We start from the raw sequence: 395 nt of genomic DNA on the forward strand, positions 1-395 counted from the left end.
CTTTCGAAGTATTGAGTGCAGTATTCGCGCACGGGACTGTTGCGAACATGGAAGCTATAGGCGTCGGCCTGGATGCCATGTCCCTGCAGCACCTGGGCGATGATCTGTGGGACCGTCAGGTGCTGGAAAATCCGCTGGTTGTGGCTGAACTGCAAGTAGTGCAGGGCCGGGACCAGGGTCAGGTGATAACGGGTCAGGCGTGTACCGGGCTCCTCCACCCGAACGTCTTCGATGCGGCCATGCAGCCCTTCCCCGTTCAAACCGAAGCGTAGAAACGCCGGTTGACTGAGCAGGCTTTCAAGATCGAAATCGGGGTACTCGCTGACCAGTTCAATGTGGATCGCGTACAAGGTGCTGATGGCTTCCGTGCCGTCAAACGCCAGGACCTTGAAGTG

The 395-nt window shown here is 58.0% G+C and carries 1 protein-coding gene; it reads right to left on the reverse strand.

The genetic code is table 11. The features are described 5' to 3' along the window. Positions 1-395: contractile injection system protein, VgrG/Pvc8 family (locus NPS47_RS25470; protein WP_274297455.1), on the reverse strand; the 395-nt coding region annotated here is incomplete at both ends.

Origin of the sequence: Pseudomonas putida (assembly GCF_028682475.1) — a bacterium.
Classification (GTDB): domain Bacteria; phylum Pseudomonadota; class Gammaproteobacteria; order Pseudomonadales; family Pseudomonadaceae; genus Aquipseudomonas; species Aquipseudomonas putida_AG.